This is a genomic window from Exiguobacterium sp. FD-YE-25-4, from assembly GCF_057004685.1.
This window is the reverse complement of the sequence record NZ_CM168041.1, coordinates 837132-853467: the sequence shown is the minus strand read 5'-3', so window position 1 is coordinate 853467 and position 16336 is coordinate 837132. Positions and strand designations below refer to the sequence as shown.

The following is a 16336-nucleotide window of genomic DNA, read 5'->3' as shown; positions in this document are numbered from 1 at the left end:
CTGAACGAGTGTGGTACTTCCTATACAGAGACTTCTTTGAATGGAGGGACCACGATGCCAAAGACGGCGTTACTCATCATCGATCTGTTTAACGACTTCGATTTCGTCGGTGGGGACGACCTGTTTCGACATACGGAGCCGATTGTCGACCCGATTTTGAAACTGAAACGTCACTTTAAAGAGAACGACTTGCCGGTCATCTACTGCAACGATAACTTTGGGCAGTGGAAATACAGCACCGAGGATATCATCCGGCACGTCGAGTCTTCAAAAGGCAGCGCCATCGCCAAGCGGATTGCGCCGGAAGACAAAGAGTATTTCATCATCAAACCAAGGCACTCGACGTTTTACGGGACACAGCTCGACATCTTGTTGCGTCAACTTGACGTCACATCACTCGTCCTGACCGGTGTCGCCTCGGATATCTGTATCCTGTTCTCGGCGAATGACGGCTATATGCGTGAGTATGAGCTCCACGTCCCGCGCGACTGTGTCGCCGCCGAGACGGACAAGCGCAACGACAGCGCCTTGACCGTCATCCACGAGGCGCTTGGCATTCCAATCGATGATGCCGACACATATATAAAAGATACCCAGGTGTGATAAAAGCCTCTGACTGTTGGACACAGAATCCCAACATTTCAGAGGCTTTTTCGTTACGTTTTCAGCTATGCTTGATATATGAAGAAACAAAGAAGGATGTGACAATATGTATCTCACAATCGGATTATCGTTACTCGTTTGCTTGATTGCCCTCATTTTTACGATCATGGTCGGACTCGGGAAAGACAAATCAGACTACAGTCAAAAGAAAAGCTGGTCGATGGTGTCGTGGACGTATATCGTCCTGTTCCCGATCTCCTTCGTGGCGCTCGGCCTGTTATACTATTTCATTACCCGATGACTTCGTTCATCGGGATTTTTTGTGTCATCACGAGCGGACGAGTGTCGGCTTCACCGCCAAAGCGGCAGCTACGATACCAATGAGCGGGAAGACGAGCGAATACCAAATGATCATCTCATAATTCCCGAGCAGGTCGTAGGCAATCCCGAACGGAAGCGGGCCGACCGCAGAACCGAGCACCATGACAGACGTCGCCAGCCCGCTGATGCTGCCGAGCGCGGCGCGACCGAAGTAATACGGCCAGACGTAATTCAAGGCGATGCGTTCAAAACCGTTGCTGATCCCCCAAATGACCCCGAAGAGAATGGCGAGCGAGAACGTCGTTGTATACTGCAAGATAACCATGAAGACGATTTCGGTGACGAAAATCCCGATGAGCACGTAATTGATTTTCACGACATCGATGATTCGTCCAGCGATGAACGTCACCGGAAACCCAAGGATCGCCATCAAACTTAAGACGAGTGCCGCCGTGACAGGAGGCAGACTTTGCTCTTCAAAAATCGAAATCAGATGAAACGTGATGGCCGTGTTAACGAGCGCCGGAATCCCGATACACGAGAGAATCAGCCAAAACGCCCGTGTCTTGAGCGCTTCTTTGAACGTGAAGTCGATGTCGACATGAATCGGTGCACCTGCCGTCTTTGGACTCGGGTGTGGGTTCGTCCCGCCATCCGGCAACAACCCCATATCCTCCGGTCGATTGCGGACGAAGCGGTAAGCGAGCGGCGTGAACAAGACGAACACGAGGAGTCCCCACACTTGCCACGTCGTCTGCCAGCCGATCAAACCGACGAGCCAAACGTTGAGCGGAGGAAAGACAGCCGAACTCAAGAAACCACCAATCGCCATATAACTGAGCGCTTGCCCGCGTTTCGTGATGAACCATTGCGGAACGAGCGTGTTCGGAATGAGTGTCATCGAGCCTTGTCCAAATAAACGGAGCATCCAAATCCCGAAGAAGAGCATCGTCAAGTTCACCACATAACTATTGAACAGACAGGCGACGGCTAAGAGAATCGATGCTAAGACCATCATGACACGTTGCCCGAGCCGGTCAATCAACCGCCCGACGAAGAACAGACATGCCGCTGAAGCGAGCGTCGCCGCCGAATAGATGCTCGACACTTCTGAACGCGACCAACCGAAGTCGGTTATGTATTGATCGATAAACACTGAGATGAAATACGTCTGACCGGGACCCGAGAAAAAGACGCCGAGCCCCGCGATCATGACCATGTACCATCCATAATAGGATGGTTTTTTAACTTTCCCCATCTTACTCCCCCTCCCCGTTTTACTATTTCACCGCGATCACGATTCCAATCGGATAATGGCGGGTCGCCCGTTTCGGTTCGACGAGCACACCTCGTTGATAATAAAATTCGGTCGACGTGAATGACGTAAATAATTCCTCAAACTCGGCCTCGGTGAACTGGTGGGCATGGAACGGTTCATTCGTCGGTTGCCCGACCCCTTGCCCGAATGGCGTCGATAACACCAAGATGCCCCCTGGCTTCAAGAGTTGCCACACGTTCGCCATGAACGCCTCATAGTCGGTCACGTGTTCAATCGTCTCGAAGCTGACGATGCAGTCGAACGTCCCGAGTTTCTCCGGCAACGTCCGGTCTAACACGTCGCCTACTACATAGGCCACGTTCGGATGGTGATAGCGGCCTTTCGCATAGCGCGTCGCCTCTTCTGACAAGTCGAGCGCGACGACCTCGGTCACGGTCCCCTTCAAGTTCTTGGCGATCAATTGACTGCCGTATCCGCTCCCGCTCGCAAAATCGAGGACGCGTCCGTTCATGTATAAGAGGGCGAAATGGTAACGCGCGATATGTTCAAGCAACAAGCCGTTCAGCGGGTCCATGCGATCTGGGATGACCCGTTCTCCCGTATAATCTAATGTCATCTCGTTCTCCTTTTCTGATGTGCACTTCTTTCATCTTAGTCTTCCTAAGGCGCGACGACCACAAAAAAAGAGAAAAGACTGTTTCCAATCTTTTCTCTCTTCATTATTGAGCTTGTTTGAAGCGGAGTAAATCTGAATAGATGAGCTGATCGTTCATCTCGAGGATTTTGTTCGCTTCTGATTCAAGTGGTGTACACGCCTCACCGTCTTCTGCGACTTCGCCAGTCTTGGCGTCATAGCACATCGACTGCGTGAACAGATGGTCTTGCGTCACGACCGTTCCATCACGGAAGATGGCGCGGTCATAATGCTCTTTCGAGAACAAGTCGTTCCCGAATCCGACCTGTTCTGACGTATCGATTCCAAGCAAGTGAAGGATCGTCGGTTTCATGTCGACATGACTGCCGATCGTGTCATGTACTTCGCCCTTGGCTTGTCCCGGTAAGTGGACCGCGAACGGGACCGATTGGAGCTTGGCGACGTCGTATGGCGTCAACTCGTCTTTCCCGAGCAGGTCGGCCATCGCGTCGTTATGGTTCGTCGAGATGCCGTAATGGTCACCGTAGACGACGAAGATTGTGTCATCCCACATACCGTTCGCCTTCAACTCGTCAATGAACAACCCGAGCGCGTAATCTTGATACGCGAGCGCCTGCGGGAAGTTGTTGAGCGTCGTCGAGTTCGTCTCAAATTTCGGGACGAGCTCGTGCTTCTCACTCGGCATTGTGTACGGGAAATGGTTCGTCAGCGTGATGAACTTCGCATAGAACGGTTCCGGCAGCTCTTCGAGCATCGGTACCGATTGGCGGAAGAACTCATCATCGAGCAGACCCCACTCCGTCATATCCTCAGGGTTCCCGAGGTCGTAGCTGGCTTCGTCAAAGAACTTGTCGACGCCGATGTTTTGATACATCTGGTCGCGGTTCCAGAACGACTTGTTGTTGGCGTGGAACACGGCCGAGTAGTAATTGTCATCTTTGATGACTTCTGGTAACGCGTTGTATTCGTTATCGGCGTTCGTGAAGTAGACTCCTCCACGTGAGAGGCCATAGAGCGAGTTATCGAGTGCGAACTCGGCATCTGACGTCTTCCCTTGGCCGGTCGTATGGTAATAGTTCGGCCAGTAGTGGGATTCTTCGATCAGTTTGTTCAAGTTTGGCGTGATGTACTCGCCGTTCGACGCTTTCATGTTGTGCGTGAAGTTTTGAGCCGACTCGAACGAGACGACGACAACGTTCTTGCCTTTATACTTCCCGAACATCTCCGGGTCCGGCGCCGCATAGTTCTGACGTGTGAAGTTCTCGACTTCATCCAGTTCAGAACCGTCCGCGAGCGCTTTTTGGGCCGATGTCTTCGTTTGAAGCATGGCATCGTAGACGTGGAAGTTGAACGTTCCTAAGTTTTTGACCAACAGTTCCCGGTCGAACGAGCGCGTGAGTAACTCTGGACGCTCCGTTTCCGCAAGGACGAGGTTGAACCCGAACATGGCGGCGGCTGCCGTAAATGTGATCAAGACGCGCCGCTGTGACGCTTGGCTCGTCTCTTTCATTTTCCATAGTAGGAACGGGAGCACGACGAGATCACCTAACAAGAGCAAGTCTTTCCATTCGAGAAGCGAGAGGAATGACGACGAGAGCGTCTCCATGTTCGACGATTGGAATAGGACTGGTACGGTCAAGAAATCCGTGAACTCACGGTAATAGGTCGTATCCGCGAACAAGATGAGCGAGGAGACGAGATATAGACTATAAAGCGCCCACTTCCTCTTATTTCCCCCGAAGAAGAAGCTGAAGGCGAACAAGAACAACGTGAAGCTGAGCGGGTTGATGATGAGAATAAATGCCTGGACCGCATTCTCGGCCGGCATGTTGAAGAAGAACTGATACGCGATCAGCGACTTCGTCCATAACAAGATGGTGAACACCCAGAACAGACGATGTGTTTTGAACGAGTCGAGCGCCGCTTGGCGGAATCGGTCCATTCTTCCTTTCGGTTGATTCGTGTGATTCATGTAAACACTCCTTATATGCAATTCAAGTGAAAGGTTCATTTTCTTTTTAGACGTATAGCCTCTATTTTAACGTTCTTGTGAACCCGATTCAACTAATTGACGTTTACAACTATACATAAACTTAACAATTCCATTGCAGTCTTTACACAAAAAAGGCTACCAAGTCGCCTCGGTAGCCATTTAACATTGATTCGATTAACCGATGATGTCCATCCAAATTTTTACTGTACTCGCTAAAATCAGGAGCGCCAAAATCATTTGAAGTGACTTCGTCTTCATGTTCTTGCCGACGTTCGCGCCGAGCGGTGCCGCGATTAAACTCGCGATGATCATGATGACGGCTGGTTCCCACACGATTTGGTCGGTGATGATTTTCCCCGCTGTCGAACCGATTGACGAGATGAACGTGATGGCAAGCGAACTCGCGATCGCCATCTTCGTTGGAATCCGGAGCACGACGAGCATGATCGGCATCAAGATGAACGCTCCTGCTGCCCCGACGATCCCTGCTGCCACACCGACGATGAACGCCGAGCTCGATGCGATCACTTTATTGAATGTGACTTGGTCGAGCGGAACATCCTCGACATTCTTTTTCGGTAAGAACATCATGATTGTCGCAATGGTTGCGAGCACGGCATAAACGACGTTAATCAAGTTCTCAGACAAGAGCGTCGAGCCGTAGCCGCCGATGAAACTCCCGATCAAGACGGCGACACCCATATACAAGATGAGCTGTTTGTTCAAATAACCGCCTTTCCGGTATGCGTAAATTCCGCCGATCGTCGCGAAGAAGACTTGAATCGCGCTGATCCCCGATACTTCGTGGGCGCTGAACGCCGCGAAGCCGAGGAGCGGTGGAATATACAACAACATCGGATATTTAATAATCGATCCGCCAATTCCGACCATCCCTGAAATGAACGACCCGATAAAGCCGATCAAAAAGATGGTGATGATAAATCCAAATTCCATATCAATTCCTCCAATTCCCTACCCTATATAATAAGTAAGTTTTTATTTTTGTTCCCAGGCAATCATGCCGCCCGAGACATCATAAATTTCAGTGTAGCCACGTTCTTTCAACAGTTGTGCCGCTTGGGCACTTCGATTTCCGCTCCGGCAGATGACATAGATCGGTTCATCTTTCGGATAAGGCAATTCGGTTTCATTTAATGAAGAAAGTGGTGCGTTCACCGCTCCTTCGATATGCCCCCCCTCGTATTCGTCCACTTCTCGGACGTCTAACAAGGTTATTTCTTCGTTTTCCAATCTGTTTTGTAGTGTTTCGACGTCGATTTTTGTAATTCCAGTCTCTTTGGACGTGAAAAGAACGATTCCGATCGTCACCAGCACCAAAATCGATAAAATCAGCATTAATTTCTTCAATTTTCGACCTCCGATTCTTTTTCTTGCATTCAGTATACCTCAGGGGGTATATTAAAAACAACGAAAGAAACTCACTTCAAAAATTCTACAATCACAAAGGAGATCAATGACTCATGAAAACCATTTCGACAACTGAACTAGAAACATTGCTTCAATCTGATGAAACACTCAACTTGATTGATGTTCGGGAGACAGACGAATTTGCAGGTGGCCACATCAAGCAAGCGAAAAACGTGCCACTCTCTGAATTCGGTGCGAAAGTCGATGAGCTCGATCGTTCGAAACCGATTCACGTCATCTGTGCAGCAGGCGGACGAAGCATGAACGCTTCGGCTTACCTCGATTCACTCGGCTTCGATGTCATCAACGTCGATGGCGGCATGATGAGCTGGACGGGCGAAACAGTCTAACAATCTTCTATATATATATTTCAAAAACGACAATCGTTTACAGTCAACTATTCTTAGGGGGTATTTCACATGTTATTACGTTATTTCTATGATCAAAAATTAGCACAAGCATCTTATATGGTCGGTTGCCAAATGACCGGCGAAGCCGTCGTCATCGACCCGGCCCGTAACATCACACCGTATCTTCAGGAAGCTGAAAAAGAAGGCATGAAGATTGTCGCGACGGCTGAGACTCACATCCACGCCGACTTCGTCTCAGGTTCACTCGAGCTTGCGAAACGTACCGGTTCAACGGCTTATCTATCAGACGAAGGCGACGCGTCATGGAAATATGCATTCGCGAAAGACATCGACTCAAAACTCGTCAAAGATGGCGACACGTTCAAAGTCGGTAACGTCACACTCGAAGTCATGCATACACCAGGTCACACGCCAGAGCATATCTCGTTCTTGCTCTACGACCGAAACCAAACACAACCAATGGGTATCTTCACAGGCGACTTCGTCTTCGTCGGCGATATCGGTCGTCCTGACTTGCTCGAAGAAGCAGCCGGTGTAAAAGGAACGACAGCGATCGGTGCCGAGCAAATGTTCGACTCGCTCAAAAAGTTCAAAGATCTTCCTGACTTCGTTCAAGTTTGGCCGGGCCACGGTGCCGGAAGTGCCTGCGGGAAAGCGCTCGGCGCCATCCCGACATCGACGGTCGGTTACGAGAAAGCGACGAACTGGGCGCTTCAAATGACAGACAAAGACGCGTTCATCAAAGAGTTGACGACGGACCAACCAGAACCGCCGAACTACTTCGCGATGATGAAAAAAGTGAACAAAGAAGGCATCCAAGTCACGAACGAAATCGCTCGTCCAGAAGTCGTCGGTTCGGACCGCCTCGATACGCTCGTCGAGGAAACACAAGTCGTCGATACGCGTAAAGGGGAAGAGTTCGCCAAAGGGCACGTCCCGGGCACAATCAACATCCCTTACAACACGAAGTTCGTCTCATGGGCCGGCTGGCTCGTCAACTTCGACAAAGACATCACGCTCATCGCGAGCGCGGAAGATGTCGATCAAGTACAGACGGACCTCCAATCGATCGGTCTCGACCGTCTCCGCTTCGTCGTCCCAGTCGAAGAACTCGGTCAAGAACTGTTGACGGAAACGTACACAGACGTGACAGCGGAACAAGCGATCGAGTCGGCAGAAAAAGGTGACGTCTTCGTCCTCGATGTCCGGAATGCGACGGAATGGAACGCGAGCCACTACGAGAAAGCCGAGCGCATCCTACTCGGTAAACTCGCACGCGACCACGAAGGTCTCCCGACAGATCAAACAATCGCCGTTCACTGTGCATCTGGCGTCCGTTCACGGATGGCCGCGAGTGTGCTTCAATCACTCGGCTACAAGGATATCCAAAACATCCTCGGTGGCTATGGCGCGATGAAGACTGTCCTCAATGCAGAACAAATCGGCTAATGCTATACTACAAACAAAGAAAGCGCCCACTCGTTTGGGCGCTTTTTCTCTAGGAGGGATTCTGTGATTGCCATCGGTCCATTGAACGTTCGACTCGATTTGCTGGCTATGATGGCCAGCCTACTTATTCTCTACATCGGCTTTAAAAAAATCGGCTTGTCGGAAAAAGAGCGCGACGCCGTCCTCGGCACCTGGTTCGCCGGCTTTCTCGCTTGGAAAGGAAGCGCGATCGTCCTCGGTCTCGCGTCGACGGGAAGTTTGGCCTTATCCCTTTATGCGACCGGCGGCACGTGGTCGCTTCTCATTGCCGCTGCCGTGATTGCTATTTTCGTATTCCGGCTCACGCCTAGCCTTCGTGGCTATTGGTTGTTCTCGGCCTTGGTCTTTTGGTTTGCGGTGACGCTCGTCGTTCCCAAATATGGGATGCTCCCATTGCTCTCATCTCCGCAACCGCTCCATATCTATATGGCCGTCCTGATCGCCTTGCTGCTCGTCACGACATGGCGCTGGATGCAGAGTCCTACGCTCGGATTGTTACTCTGGACCGTGGTCGGTGCGTTCGCGATTTGGTCGGTCGGGTCGCTTGTGACCGATACATTCGAGTTGTGGTGGCTCATTCCGCTCTTTCTTCTCATCGCCGTCGCCACATATGTAGCACGGCCATCTCAAAAGGCGGTCCAATACGGACTCGGGCTCATCGTCGTGCTCGCCGTCATCAATGCGAGCTTACCGGACGAGACGCCACGGCTCGAGGCCGACTCGTCCCAGACCGGATTGAACATCGGCCAAGTCCCACCGAATTTTGAGTTGAAGCGAACCGATGGGACGCCGTTCAACTTGGAAGATTTACGCGGTGAGCGGGTCGTCGTCAACTTCTGGGCATCGTGGTGCCCTCCGTGCCGGGCCGAGATGCCGGATATGGCCAAGTTTGCCCGAGAACAAGACGATGTGACCATCGTCGCCGTCAATACGACGACGAGTGAACGGGACATCGAGGATGCGCGGACGTTCGTCGCCCCATATGAAGATGCGTTCAAGGTCGTCTATGACGAGGAAGGAATCGTCAGTAACGCCTACGGGATTCAAGCGATGCCCACAACATACGTCCTTGATGAAAATGGGGTCATCATCGCCAAGCAATTCGGGGCGATCGACCACGCCTGGCTCGATGCTCAGACAAACTAAAAACCGCCTCCCGGCGGTTTTTTCATTGCTTCAAATAGCCTTGCGTCTTTAGGAAATCTTTCACGTCGAGCCGGGTCGGTTTCGACAGCATCCGACCCATCTGTCCGGTCCATGTGTCACTTCGTTGGTTCGACCCGCGGACCGCATAGTAGTCGTGAATCGTCGCATCATACGCATCGAGTTCTTGTTTCAGTTGTTCTACGTCTGCGACGTACGTGTTCTCGTGATAAATATGTTCGAACGGGAGACGCGGTTTCTGGCCTTCGACGTGCTCCGGTACACCGACGGCAAGTCCGAAGAGAGGCAATACCCGCTCCGGCAAACCGAGCAGTTCCTTCACAGCGAACATATCGTTGCGAATCCCACCGATGTAACAAATGCCGAGGCCCATCGATTCCGCGGCCACGACGGCATTTTGCGAAGCGAGCGCGGCATCAATGACCGCGACGAGCAGCTTCTCGTCCGTCTCGAGCGTCGCATTCACTTCGGCCTCCCGTAGTTCACCGATTAACTCATGTCGATACAAATCGGCGCAGAAGACGAAGAAGTGACCGTTGTCGATCACGTACTGCTGGTTACCGGCGATCTCGGCCAGCCTTGCTTTCTTCTCCGGGTCGGTCATCCCGATGATGGAATAGGCTTGGATGAAGCTCGACGTCGAGGCGCGCTGGGCGCTCTCGACGATGAGCCGGATTTGTTCGTCGGTCAACGTCTCGTCCGTGAACGAGCGGACGGAGCGGTGGTTCAGTAGTGTGTCAATGACTTGGTTCATGTAACATCCCCCTTTTTTCTTATCTTGGCATATGGACGGGCTCGGGACAATTTTTGAGATTCGAACCACTTATCCTCCTAAGGTAAAAAAACAAAAACAGAGATGCAGCTACGCATCTCTGTTGCGGACAAGTTATTCCGTCACTTGACTCAAGAACGGCGTGATATCGACGTTGAGTGCTTCCGAGAGACGCGCGCCGAGGTCGCGGTCGGCCCGGTAGAAGTTGCAAATCAAGAGCAGCACCGTGTTCTCGTGGCGGACTTCTTTAATGTGCGCCACCAAGTTGTTCACGAGCGCCGTTTTCTCTTCTTCCGAGTAGCGACGGTACACTTCACCCGCTTGACCGAAGTCGTTCGTCTTCTCGATTTTTTGACGTCCGGCTACGCCTGTGAGCGGTTGTTCCGTCTCGATATAAGTCGCGTCCGGTTTCGGTGCGTCCTCATAGCGGTTTGGTTCATAGTTGACCGGGCTCGTCTGTTGTTTGAACGGCATCGCCCCATCACGCTGATTGTTCGACACTTGTGCGAATGGGCAGTTGATTGGGAGCTGCAAGTAGTTCGCCCCGATTCGGTAACGCTGCGTGTCCGAATACGAGAACAAGCGGCCTTGGAGCATCTTGTCTTCAGACGGTTGAATCCCAGGTACGAGCACGCCCGGGTTGAAACCGACCGATTCCGTCTCAGCAAAATAGTTGTCGACGTTTTTGTTGAGTGTCATCGTACCGACGAGCTGATACGGGATGACGTCTTCGAACCAATCTTTTGTCGCGTCGAGCGGATCGAAGTCGAAGTTGTCCATATCGGCCGGATCGAGGATTTGGACGTAGAGATCCCATTCTGGGAAGTCGCCTTCCTCGATGGCGTTGAACAAGTCGCGTGTCGCATGGTTGAAGTCTTCGGCCTGCACTTTCGCCGCTTCTTCCATCGACAAGTTTTTAATACCTTGTTTCGGGACCCAACGGAGTTTTATGTACACCGTGTTTCCGTATTCATTGACCCATTTGAAGGAATGGACCGATGAGCCGCGCATATGACGGTATGACGCTGGAATTCCTTCATCGCTGAACAAGTGGATGAGCATGCTCGTCGATTCCGGCGTGAGCGACATGAAGTCGAAGAAACGGTCTGGGTCTTGCAGGTTCGTCCGCGGGTCCGGTTTGAGTGAGTGGATTACATCCGGGAATTTGATGGCGTCACGGATAAAGAAGACCGGCAAGTTGTTTCCGACGAAGTCGTAGTTCCCTTCTTCCGTGTAAAACTTGACCGAGAATCCACGTGGGTCACGAAGCGTCTCTGGTGAGCCGAGACCGTGAATGACCGTCGAGAAGCGAGCAAAGATTGGTGTCTCTTGTCCCTCTTCCTGCAAAAATTTGGCTTTTGTATATCGTTTCATGCTATTTTTAACTTTGAAGACACCGTGGGCTCCGGCGCCACGGGCATGAACGACCCGTTCCGGTACGCGCTCACGGTCAAAGTGGGCGAGTTTCTCAATTAGCTGATAATCTTCGAGAAGTGTCGGGCCGCGACGACCCGCTGTGATGGAGTTGGCGTTATCCCCGATTGGGACGCCTTGGTTAGTAGTTAGATGACGGTGTTGATCCATTAATATTGCCTCCTCTTAATAATCATTATTACAAGATTAATAATATTAAAAGATAATAATTATTACAAATAAAACGCTCGATGGACTCGAGCGTTTTTGAAATCGCTTTCAATTTTTATGTTTGTTACGTTGTTCTTTCCGATGGATTTCGGTCACAAGGAGAGCCGCAATGATACCTCCGAGTGATCCCGCGACGATGTCGACCATCGTGTCATCATTCCCGTTCCCTTGCATCGTCGTGTTCAACACCAAGTCCGATGTGAATTCATACATTTCCCAAAGCGCTGCCCCGGCCATTGCGAAAACAACGATATAGACGAAGACGAACCGCTTCGGCATCTCGAGCCGGATGTCCTCATCAAGTCGACTTAAGAAATCGAAGCCGAGAAACGCCAAGAACACGCCGCTCAACACGTGCAGAAACGTGTCCCACCATCCGTTCGAATATAAACCGACGATCGAGCCCAAATATTGTGATGCGAACAAGAACAAGATATAGGCGACTTTCATCTTGGCGTCGAACTCGGTCTTGAACGTTTTCTCGAGAATGAACGGAATCAATCCCGACACGATCCCCGCCCCAGCGACGCTCGCGTCAAACCATTCCCCTTCAATGATCGACGTGATGAGAATGATTGCCATGAACAACACGAACCCGAATTCCAATAGACGTCCTCGTGTCAGTTTCAATGTAACGCGCCTTCTTTCGTTAGAATGTCTCATCTTGTTCATTCCCGTTTCAGCGAACATTTCAACAACCCAGTTCGAAAATTCGTGCTTTTGTCGGATTCTTCACGCGTCCATATGTTCCATACTGAAAAAAAACGATTCAAGGAGGAACTCTCATGCCGATCAATCCTTATCTCAACTTCAACGGTGACTGCCGCGACGCCGTGCTATTTTATGCGGACGTGTTCGGCGAGCCCGCTCCAGAGATTATGACGTTCGCAGCCCAGCCTGGACCGGACGGCGAACCGGTCCCAGACGAGATGGCCGACCTCGTGCTCCATGCCCGTCTGAACGTCCATGGTACTTCGCTCATGTTTTCGGACGCGATGCCGGACGGTCCGGTGACGTTCGGGCAAAACATCACGCTCGCCGTCGTGACCGACGACCTCGAGGCGATTCGTCGCGAATTCGAGGCCTTGTCAGACGAGGGCCATGTCCTCATGCCGCTCCAAGAGACGTTTTGGAGCAAGGCGTACGGCATGGTCGAAGATCGGTTCGGTGTCCAATGGCAGTTCAGTCACGAGGCGTGACTATGACAAAGACCCCATGCTACTTACGATGGGGCCTTTCGACTCTTTTTATGATTAGCATTATGACGGGGCCATGAATCAACACTGAATTACTTGTGAACGGAGAAACAAGGCTGTAAGCAATATGAGATAAAAATTATCTGGTTCTCTATATCGCGTTTTAAAATGAGGTTCTGAGTATAAAGTGAAAAAAACTTTCAGGGAGATGGGATAAACTCATGAAAGAAGACAAACACGAACACTCAAATATTCCGATTTGGGCTTATGAGACTATTGAAATAGAAGATTCTAATGTGCAGTGGGCACGGTTAGGTCTACAAGAAACAAGAGAGTTGTTCGACTTACTTTCAAAGTTTGACATCAAGGAAGCAGAACACATAGGTAGTACGGCCGTTCCTGGTCTACCCGCAAAACCTATTATAGATGTGATGATTAGTATCGAATCGTTTGAAAAAATCCACGATATTGTTGATACGTTAACGTTGCATGATTGGCACTATGTACCACCTGAACTAGATGGACAATCCTGGCGGAGATTTTTTGTGAAAGTAAAAAATGATAAGCGAGTTGCTCATTTAAACATCATGAAAGTGACAGAAGATCGTTGGGAAAAACAGATTGAGTTTCGAGATAAATTACGAGACAATCCTTCGCTTGTAAAAGAGTATGGGCTTCTTAAAAGGCATTTAGCAAAAGAATTTCGTAATGACCGAGAAAAGTATACTCAAGCTAAAGCTGCCTTTATAAATCAAGTATTAAACACCTGACTTGGAGGCACGGAAACACGAATTGGGCAAACATGACTGTAGCAATGCTTCACTTTGGGCAGAACCATCAATAAAAAAAGAATCAGACCGCATGTTGCGATTTGATTCGTTAAAAGCTCGAGACCCCATCGCAGTTTAATCCGCGATGGGGTCTCGTTTATTTCTGGGCGACAAAAAAGATTCGTTCTGCGTTCGGGCCCGGGGCTTGGTCCGTGAAGTCAGCGGTGACCGATTTCACATGGAAGCCGGCCCCGATGAGCCACTGCATATATTGCCCCGGCTCGTACGTCCGTTGCTCGTGTGTCTCTTCAACACGCTCATACGTGCCATCTTCGAGGGCGACAAAGAACGTCAAATCGTGCACGACCGAGAGCGGTGCTTCGCCTGGGTCGGCAAACCAGATGTACGAGCAATCTTCTCCGTTCGAGGCATACGTCTTCTGATTGAAGAGCGTCTGCATCTTGTTCGGCGAATGTACATCGAAGATGAACATGCCGCCCGGTTTCAATTGTTCGTACACCGCCTCGAACGTGTCGATGACGTCTGCCTCATCCTCGAGGTAGCAGAGCGAGTCACAGAGGATCGTCACGGCGTCGACCGGGTGTGGCAATTCAAGCTCCCGCATGTCCTGTTGCCAGAGCGGGAGTGTGATGCCTGCCTCGAGCGCCTTCTCTTGGGCGACTTCGAGCATCGACTCGGATAAATCGAGTCCGATCGTCTCGTAATGTTCCGCCAAGCGAATCGTGGCCGAGCCCGTCCCGCATCCGACGTCAGCAAGCGATGCACCGTCTTGGACGTGGCGACGCACGAAGGCGATCCAGTCCTCGTACGGGGCATCTTTCATTAACTCATCGTAGACGTAGGCGAACCCTTCGTACGCCATTAGCCGACTTCCACTTCAACGTGTGGCGCATCTGCCCACAATTTTTCAAGGTTGTAGTAGTCGCGGTCATCGCGATGGAAGATGTGGACGACGACGTTTTCGAGGTCAGCGAGCACCCAACGTGCCGAGTCCATGCCTTCGAATTTGTGGAGCGGAAGCTCATGCTCGCCGGCCACGTCTTTGATTTCGCGTGCGATCGCTTGGACTTGCTTCTCTGAGTTACCGTGGCAGATGACGAAATAATCTGCGACCGGTGAGATGCCTTCCATGTCGAGGACGACGATATCTTCGGCACGCTTATCGTCAGCGGCCTTCACGATCAATTCTAATTCTTCTTTTACAGTCATACTGTACCTCCTAGGGTGTTTTCACAAAATGGTTATACGTCTCAATCGTCAGTGGAAAGATTCGCACCGACTTCTTCAATAAATAATCGATTGTCTGACGCAACGTCGCGACGACGGCCGCTTCGAGCGAACGGTCCGCGAGGTCACGCAACGTGTCGACGCCCGGATACGACCGGTTCGGTTCAATCGCGTCCGCGACGAATAAAATCTGGTCGAGGCGTGACATGCCTGGTTCTCCGGTCGTATGGTTCTTAATGGCCGATACGACGGCCGGGTCAAGGTCATACGCCCGGTCTAATAGAATCGCGCCGACCGGTGCATGCAGCAGTTCGTCATCGAACGCAAGCAAGCTCGGGTCAAGGTTTTCCTCGACCACGACTTGGCGCATCATATCGCTATCCAAATATTTCGCATAGTCATGCAACATCGCCGCGAGACGTGCTTGCTCCACATCGGCACCGTATAAACGGGCCAACCGATCTGCCGTCTCAACGACACCGAGCGTGTGGATATAGCGTTTCTCCGGTAATGTCGCCTCAATCAATGATTGTGCTTCCTCATACGTCATACAAGTTGCGCTCCTTGATATAAGTTTCGACATCGCGTGGGACGAGATATTTGATTGACTTGTCCCGTTTCGCCCGTTCCCGGATATCGGTCGATGAGATCTCGAGTTGCGGCATATCGATTGTGCGCACATCTGCCTGTCTCGGGATGCGGTAGCGGCTACCCGGACGCGCAACGGCCCCGAACGTGACGAGGGTCACGAGCGTGTCGTAATCGTACCACTTCTCGAGCGACTCGAGCGAGTCCGCCCCGATCAAGAAGAAAAACGTGTCATCTGGGTACATGTCCCGCAACCGTCTCATCGTCTCGACCGTGTAAGACGGTTCGTCGCGTTCAAACTCGATCAAGCTCAGCTTGAAATCGGCTTGGTCCGCGATCGCCCGTCGTGTCATCTCGATCCGATCCTCGGCCAGACTGAACCCCGCCTTGTGAGGCGGGATCGCCGCCGGTAGAAACCAGACCTCGTCGAGGGCGAGCTGTTCACGTGCCTGCTCGGCAATCAACAAATGACCGAGATGCGGCGGGTCGAACGTGCCTCCCATCAGGCCGATGCGGCTCATGGGAGTTTGATTTGGCGATTTTCTTTCTCAGTCGCCTGTTTGTACAAGACGATGACTTTTCCGATGACTTGAACGACTTCGGCTTTCGTGCCCTCAGCCAATTCACCGGCTACATCTTTCGGCGTATCGGCACAGTTTTGGAGCACTTGAACTTTCAAGAGCTCACGTTTTTCGAGCGCGTCGCTGATGTCTTTGCACATCGCTTCGCTGACTCCATTTTTCCCGACTTGGTAAATCGGTGAAAGGTGGTGTGCTTCAGCACGTAAAAAGCGTTTTTGTTTACCTGATAACATAC

At 51.3% G+C, this 16336-nt stretch carries 20 protein-coding genes; 7 read left to right on the top strand and 13 right to left on the bottom strand.

The features are described 5' to 3' along the window. Positions 1 to 54 precede the first annotated feature (54 nt). Together AC13H5_RS04405 and AC13H5_RS04400 are read left to right on the top strand one after the other, a co-directional pair. The gene (locus AC13H5_RS04405; RefSeq protein WP_483546366.1) at positions 55 to 603 is read left to right on the top strand and encodes a cysteine hydrolase family protein; all 549 of its coding nucleotides are present in this window, start codon (positions 55 to 57) and stop codon (positions 601 to 603) included. A 106-nt stretch (positions 604 to 709) separates the two neighbouring features. Beyond that, positions 710 to 904: a hypothetical protein gene (locus AC13H5_RS04400; RefSeq protein ID WP_034776662.1), complete on the top strand. Its 195-nt coding sequence runs from the start codon at positions 710 to 712 to the stop codon at positions 902 to 904. Between the two features lie 27 nt (positions 905 to 931). Here the strand turns inward: AC13H5_RS04400 and AC13H5_RS04395 are convergent, their stop codons facing one another. The 5 genes from AC13H5_RS04395 to AC13H5_RS04375 form a co-directional block, all read right to left on the bottom strand. Then, positions 932 to 2182: an MFS transporter gene (locus tag AC13H5_RS04395; RefSeq protein WP_483546365.1), complete on the bottom strand. Its 1251-nt coding sequence runs from the start codon at positions 2180 to 2182 to the stop codon at positions 932 to 934. A 22-nt stretch (positions 2183 to 2204) separates the two neighbouring features. Continuing rightward, positions 2205 to 2819, bottom strand: coding sequence for a class I SAM-dependent methyltransferase (locus AC13H5_RS04390; RefSeq protein ID WP_483546364.1), 615 nt, complete (start codon positions 2817 to 2819; stop codon positions 2205 to 2207). Positions 2820 to 2922: 103 nt separating this feature from the next. Continuing rightward, positions 2923 to 4830: an LTA synthase family protein gene (locus tag AC13H5_RS04385; RefSeq protein WP_483546363.1), complete on the bottom strand. Its 1908-nt coding sequence runs from the start codon at positions 4828 to 4830 to the stop codon at positions 2923 to 2925. A gap of 195 nt (positions 4831 to 5025) precedes the next feature. Then, positions 5026 to 5805, bottom strand: coding sequence for a sulfite exporter TauE/SafE family protein (locus AC13H5_RS04380; RefSeq protein WP_034776656.1), 780 nt, complete (start codon positions 5803 to 5805; stop codon positions 5026 to 5028). Between the two features lie 42 nt (positions 5806 to 5847). After that, a complete protein-coding gene (locus tag AC13H5_RS04375) occupies positions 5848 to 6219 on the bottom strand; it encodes a rhodanese-like domain-containing protein (RefSeq protein ID WP_235420128.1) in 372 nt (123 codons plus the stop codon). 113 nt (positions 6220 to 6332) lie between these two features. Here AC13H5_RS04375 and AC13H5_RS04370 point away from each other — a divergent pair, with 113 nt between their 5' ends. From AC13H5_RS04370 to AC13H5_RS04360, 3 genes are all read left to right on the top strand, one after another. Next, positions 6333 to 6629 (top strand): rhodanese-like domain-containing protein, encoded by a 297-nt coding sequence (locus AC13H5_RS04370; RefSeq protein WP_029595926.1) that lies wholly within the window; start codon positions 6333 to 6335, stop codon positions 6627 to 6629. A gap of 69 nt (positions 6630 to 6698) precedes the next feature. After that, positions 6699 to 8099 (top strand): MBL fold metallo-hydrolase, encoded by a 1401-nt coding sequence (locus tag AC13H5_RS04365; protein ID WP_034776653.1) that lies wholly within the window; start codon positions 6699 to 6701, stop codon positions 8097 to 8099. Positions 8100 to 8162: 63 nt separating this feature from the next. Beyond that, positions 8163 to 9284 (top strand): redoxin family protein, encoded by a 1122-nt coding sequence (locus AC13H5_RS04360; RefSeq protein WP_483546362.1) that lies wholly within the window; start codon positions 8163 to 8165, stop codon positions 9282 to 9284. A gap of 22 nt (positions 9285 to 9306) precedes the next feature. On the opposite strand, the gene nfsA is transcribed toward AC13H5_RS04360, so the two are convergent. The 3 genes from nfsA to AC13H5_RS04345 all read right to left on the bottom strand — a co-directional run bounded on the left by nfsA (position 9307) and on the right by AC13H5_RS04345 (position 12348). Continuing rightward, a complete protein-coding gene (gene nfsA / locus AC13H5_RS04355; RefSeq protein WP_483546361.1) occupies positions 9307 to 10056 on the bottom strand; it encodes an oxygen-insensitive NADPH nitroreductase in 750 nt (249 codons plus the stop codon). 132 nt (positions 10057 to 10188) lie between these two features. Continuing rightward, positions 10189 to 11658 carry a catalase gene (locus AC13H5_RS04350; RefSeq protein WP_034776647.1) on the bottom strand — a complete coding sequence of 490 codons (1470 nt, stop codon included), beginning with the start codon at positions 11656 to 11658 and terminating at the stop codon, positions 10189 to 10191. 108 nt (positions 11659 to 11766) lie between these two features. After that, the gene (locus tag AC13H5_RS04345; RefSeq protein ID WP_052090087.1) at positions 11767 to 12348 is read right to left on the bottom strand and encodes a DUF2238 domain-containing protein; all 582 of its coding nucleotides are present in this window, start codon (positions 12346 to 12348) and stop codon (positions 11767 to 11769) included. A 155-nt stretch (positions 12349 to 12503) separates the two neighbouring features. On the opposite strand from AC13H5_RS04345, the gene AC13H5_RS04340 reads away from it, so the two are divergent. Both AC13H5_RS04340 and AC13H5_RS04335 read left to right on the top strand, forming a co-directional pair. Then, positions 12504 to 12917 carry a VOC family protein gene (locus tag AC13H5_RS04340; RefSeq protein ID WP_034776645.1) on the top strand — a complete coding sequence of 138 codons (414 nt, stop codon included), beginning with the start codon at positions 12504 to 12506 and terminating at the stop codon, positions 12915 to 12917. A gap of 218 nt (positions 12918 to 13135) precedes the next feature. After that, positions 13136 to 13684: a GrpB family protein gene (locus tag AC13H5_RS04335; RefSeq protein WP_034776643.1), complete on the top strand. Its 549-nt coding sequence runs from the start codon at positions 13136 to 13138 to the stop codon at positions 13682 to 13684. Between the two features lie 157 nt (positions 13685 to 13841). Here the strand turns inward: AC13H5_RS04335 and AC13H5_RS04330 are convergent, their stop codons facing one another. The 5 genes from AC13H5_RS04330 to yhbY are packed head-to-tail and all read right to left on the bottom strand — an operon-like array spanning position 13842 to position 16334. Beyond that, complete coding sequence (locus tag AC13H5_RS04330) at positions 13842 to 14567, bottom strand: class I SAM-dependent DNA methyltransferase (protein ID WP_483546360.1); 726 nt, start codon at positions 14565 to 14567, stop codon at positions 13842 to 13844. After that, positions 14567 to 14914, bottom strand: a complete 348-nt coding sequence (rsfS, locus tag AC13H5_RS04325; RefSeq protein ID WP_034776639.1) for a ribosome silencing factor — start codon at positions 14912 to 14914, stop codon at positions 14567 to 14569. The genes AC13H5_RS04330 and rsfS overlap by 1 nt, the downstream gene beginning before the upstream one ends. A 10-nt stretch (positions 14915 to 14924) precedes the next feature. Continuing rightward, complete coding sequence (yqeK, locus tag AC13H5_RS04320; protein WP_214707941.1) at positions 14925 to 15482, bottom strand: bis(5'-nucleosyl)-tetraphosphatase (symmetrical) YqeK; 558 nt, start codon at positions 15480 to 15482, stop codon at positions 14925 to 14927. Continuing rightward, a complete protein-coding gene (locus AC13H5_RS04315; RefSeq protein WP_214797170.1) occupies positions 15472 to 16041 on the bottom strand; it encodes a nicotinate-nucleotide adenylyltransferase in 570 nt (189 codons plus the stop codon). Before AC13H5_RS04315 ends, yqeK begins: the two co-directional genes overlap by 11 nt. Next, on the bottom strand, positions 16038 to 16334 hold the full coding sequence (gene yhbY, locus AC13H5_RS04310) for a ribosome assembly RNA-binding protein YhbY (protein ID WP_034776635.1): 297 nt from the start codon (positions 16332 to 16334) through the stop codon (positions 16038 to 16040). The genes AC13H5_RS04315 and yhbY overlap by 4 nt, the downstream gene beginning before the upstream one ends. Positions 16335 to 16336: the final 2 nt, after the last annotated feature.